The organism is Schleiferilactobacillus shenzhenensis LY-73 (genome assembly GCF_000469325.1).
GTDB classification, from domain to species: Bacteria; Bacillota; Bacilli; order Lactobacillales; family Lactobacillaceae; genus Schleiferilactobacillus; species Schleiferilactobacillus shenzhenensis.
The window spans coordinates 94,837-98,293 of the sequence record NZ_KI271586.1 but is presented as its reverse complement, the minus strand read 5'-3'; the positions used below and the strand labels follow the sequence as shown (position 1 = coordinate 98,293).

Sequence of the window (3,457 nt, the reverse complement as noted above, 5' to 3'; positions counted from 1 at the left end):
CAAGCCGTGCCCGCTACGTTCCAGCCCCAGCCAGCCGGAGGGCCCAAATCGCCGGGTACAGCGGAATGAACGTTATACGTTCTTCCCCTTAATCTTCCCGTGCCACTCCCGGAAGCCGCCCTTCAGCCATTTAACGTCGGTGAAGCCGGCTTTCTTCAGCTGCAGCGCCGCCCGAATCGCCAGGTTCGTGCCGCTCTCGTATAAGTATACCGGCAGGTCCTTACGCAAGGACCCCATGTCCTGCTTCAACGAAGCGATGGGCATGCTGCGGGCGCCGAGGATGTGCTTCGTGTCGAACGTCTTGCGGTCCCGCAAGTCGACGATTTGGGCCCGGGTGCGGCCTTTCTCAAATGTGTCCTCGTCAATGGCGCCCTTCAATTGGCGGCCGCGCCACCAGTAGTAGGTGGGCGAGCCGATCATGTACAGCACGATCAGTAATAGAAACCCGTTCAGTATCCAAATTCCTTGATTAAATCCGCTTGCTAAAAAAAACATTCCCTGCATTCCTCTATTCTTCAGTCTCAGCTTGGTCTTGCAATACGAGTGAGGCGGCGCCGACGATGCCCGCTTCGTTGCCCAGCGTGGCGAGGCGCAACGAAGTCGTCTGGCGGACATTCGGAAAGGTGTTCTCCTCGAAGTTTTGCTGTACCCGCTGCAGCAAGAAATCACCAGCCGCGCTGACACCGCCGCCGATGACGATGTACTTCGGGTTGAGCATGTTGCCCACGTTCGCCAGGGCCAGACCCAAGTAGAAGCTGACTTTGTCCACGACCTTCAGGGCCAGCGGGTCGTTCTCTTTGGCCAGATCGAAGACGATCTTGGAGGTAATGTCTTCGCCGTCGTCCAGCATGAACTTCAGTTTCGCGTCACCGGCGTATTCCTCAGCCATGTCCCGGGCAATGTGCACGACGCCAGTGGCGGAAGCGTATTGCTCCAAGCAGCCGCGCTTGCCGCAGGTGCAGAGATAGCCGCCGGGCTGCACGGTGATGTGGCCTAACTCGCCGGCCGAACCAGCGACCCCGTGGAGCAGACGGCCGTCGGCGATGATGCCGCCGCCGACCCCGGTACCCAGGGTGACGAAGGTGACGTTGGGGTCATTATCCCCCGCACCCATCCAGCGCTCACCCATGGCCGCCACGTTGGCGTCGTTGTCGATGTAGAAAGGAATCCCCGTGGCGGCTTCAATGTCGCGCTTGGGATAAACCGTCCCGGACCAATTCAAATTGAAGGCCCCAGTAACGGTGCCCGCCGTCAGGTCGACTGAGCCCGGCGAGCCCATGCCGATGCCCAAGAATTGCTCGGCACTCATGTCGTACATGTCCAAGTGGTGCTTGATCGAGTCGATGATGTTGGGAATGATCTGGCGGCCATCTTCTAAGACGTCCGTTTCGATACTCCACCGCTGCTGGACGTCCCCTGCCGGCGTGAGGATCCCGAACTTAGTAGTGGTTCCGCCGAGGTCGACCCCGATCAGTTTTTTATCTGCCATGCTGTTGTTCACTGCTTTCATGATTTTTTGGCTGCTGGCGCAACTCGTTCTCCCGTTCACGGCGTAACACCGCCCGGGCTTTAACATATATCTTAGCATCTAACAGCCCGGCTGTGTATACGTGTTCAAGCTCAATGGTCATCAGCTCGATGTCCCACAGCCGTTTCCCCAGATGGACCAGGATGCCGAATTTCTCCAATAATTGCTGCACATCGTAGAGATTGCGCAGCTTGATATCACCCGGCATAGCGCGCCATCCCCAGGTAGCCTAAAACGACGGCAGCGGCGACCACGATGACGGCACCGACCACCCGCTGCCAGACCGGCAGCTTACCGTACCGGGCCGGCAAGGCCAAGGCTGCGGCAGTAAGAAAGCCAGCGGCGGCCCCGCCAATGTGGCCCCAGATATCCACGGAGGGCATAAACAGGTCGATCACTAAGTTCAAAACGATCAGGGTCATGAATTGGCGACCGGCCATCTTGAAGTACGGTTCCTGCCGGTAGCCGACACCAAGAAATAGGAACGCCCCGAACAGCCCGAAGAGCGACGTGGAGGCCCCGGCCGACAATGCGTTCAGCTGGCCAAACGCCAGCGACGTGATGTTCCCGATAACCCCGCTGACCAAGTAAATGACCAGCATCCGCCAGTGGCCGAAGAGGTTCTCAATTTGGGTACCAACGGCGTAAATCATCACGCCGTTGGTGGCAATGTGCATCAGGCCGATATGGATGAACATGGCAGCAATCAGGCGCCACCATTCGCCCTGGGCGACCAGCGGGCCAAAGTTGGCCCCCACTTGGAGGAGCACCTGACTGTTGCTGGACCCGCCCAACAGCGTTTCAGCGACGTACATCAGCACAGTCAAGAGCAAGAGTGCATACGTGATGTACGGCATTAATTTGAAGCGGGTGAGATAATAGCGCCGCTGATTAGCGTTCATTGGGTTGCTTCCCTTCTAGTAGTGTATCGACAGCAACATCGTGGGCGGCCACCCGCCAAGTCGGGGCATTGAACAGCATCACGCTGGTGGCCATGGTCACCGTGTGGCGAATGGCGCTGCCCCGGGCCGCCAGGTAGCGGTCGTAATAGCCCGCGCCGAAGCCCACCCGGGCGTGACTGCCGCGGACAAAAGCGATTCCCGGCACGACCACGATAGCCGGCACTTCGTCGGCATCCGCCACCGGTTCAAGGATCCCGTAATCCGTCCGGGCCAATTCCGCTGCTTGGCCGTGGTACGGAACGAAGTGCATGGTCCGGTCGGAAAACGTCTTCGGCAGCAAGACTGGCCGGCCGGCGGCTAACAAAGCCGTGAGCAGCGGCTCAGTGGGCACTTCGATCCCGCCGCTCATCGTCAGGCCGACACTTCCTTGGGGATGGCGGGTCAGGTAGGCCAGCAGCTGGTCTTGGAGGCGGTGAGATTCTTTGGTGAAAGCTGGTGTTTTGGCAAATTCGGCCATCCGGGGAATCTGCAGCTGGCGGAACGCTTTCTTGGTGAGGGCCATCGCGGTCTCCTTTCTCACTTACTTAATATTGTTCAGCTTGTAATACTGCTCGATCATGGTGCGGGCGACCTGTTGGTTATAGTTGCCTTCGGAATCGGCGTCCAAGTTCGGGAAGACGATGGCGATGGCGATCTGCGGATCGTTGCTGGGGGCATACCCGACGAAGCTGGAGTTGGTCGTCTCCGGCGGGTTGGTCGTGGGATTGTCCGGATCGATGTAGAAAGACTGGGCAGTCCCGGTCTTGGCCGACATCGCCGGCGTGATGTCCTTCAGCGGATGGGCCGTGCCCCAGGCCATGGAGCCGTGGACCACGTTGTACATCCCCTGTTTGACGACGTCCAGCTCATCCTGGGTGAAAGGCACCCGGTTGAGCACGGTGGGCTGGGTGGTGTCGACGATGGCCCCCTTCTTGCCCTGGCTGCCATTCTCTTGAATGGAGGATACCAGGTAGGGCTTCATGCGGTA

6 protein-coding genes are annotated in these 3,457 nt (G+C 59.2%); all 6 read right to left on the bottom strand.

Translation table 11 applies throughout. The features are described 5' to 3' along the window. Positions 1-72 precede the first annotated feature (72 nt). On the bottom strand, positions 73-495 hold the full coding sequence (locus L248_RS05865) for a rhodanese-like domain-containing protein (RefSeq protein WP_051999875.1): 423 nt from the start codon (positions 493-495) through the stop codon (positions 73-75). A 13-nt stretch (positions 496-508) separates the two neighbouring features. Continuing rightward, entirely contained in the window at positions 509-1,489 is a 981-nt protein-coding gene (locus L248_RS05860; RefSeq protein ID WP_040535140.1) for an ROK family glucokinase, read from the bottom strand. Then, a complete protein-coding gene (locus L248_RS05855; RefSeq protein ID WP_022529211.1) occupies positions 1,479-1,736 on the bottom strand; it encodes a YqgQ family protein in 258 nt (85 codons plus the stop codon). Before L248_RS05855 ends, L248_RS05860 begins: the two co-directional genes overlap by 11 nt. Next, positions 1,726-2,430: a rhomboid family intramembrane serine protease gene (locus L248_RS05850; protein ID WP_022529210.1), complete on the bottom strand. Its 705-nt coding sequence runs from the start codon at positions 2,428-2,430 to the stop codon at positions 1,726-1,728. Before L248_RS05850 ends, L248_RS05855 begins: the two co-directional genes overlap by 11 nt. Then, positions 2,420-2,992: a 5-formyltetrahydrofolate cyclo-ligase gene (locus L248_RS05845; RefSeq protein ID WP_051999874.1), complete on the bottom strand. Its 573-nt coding sequence runs from the start codon at positions 2,990-2,992 to the stop codon at positions 2,420-2,422. The genes L248_RS05850 and L248_RS05845 overlap by 11 nt, the downstream gene beginning before the upstream one ends. 18 nt (positions 2,993-3,010) lie before the next feature. Continuing rightward, positions 3,011-3,457, bottom strand: a 447-nt coding sequence (locus L248_RS16305) for a penicillin-binding transpeptidase domain-containing protein (RefSeq protein ID WP_281169979.1), incomplete at its 5' end; no start/stop codon positions are given.

Excerpts from the sequence above, each read along its gene's own strand:
- L248_RS05865 (WP_051999875.1), bottom strand. The coding sequence starts at position 495 with ATGTTTTTTTTAGCAAGCGGATTTAATCAAGGAATTTGGATACTGAAC.
- L248_RS05860 (WP_040535140.1), bottom strand. The coding sequence starts at position 1,489 with ATGGCAGATAAAAAACTGATCGGGGTCGACCTCGGCGGAACCACTACT.
- L248_RS05855 (WP_022529211.1), bottom strand. The coding sequence starts at position 1,736 with ATGCCGGGTGATATCAAGCTGCGCAATCTCTACGATGTGCAGCAATTA.
- L248_RS05850 (WP_022529210.1), bottom strand. The coding sequence starts at position 2,430 with ATGAACGCTAATCAGCGGCGCTATTATCTCACCCGCTTCAAATTAATG.
- L248_RS05845 (WP_051999874.1), bottom strand. The coding sequence starts at position 2,992 with ATGGCCCTCACCAAGAAAGCGTTCCGCCAGCTGCAGATTCCCCGGATG.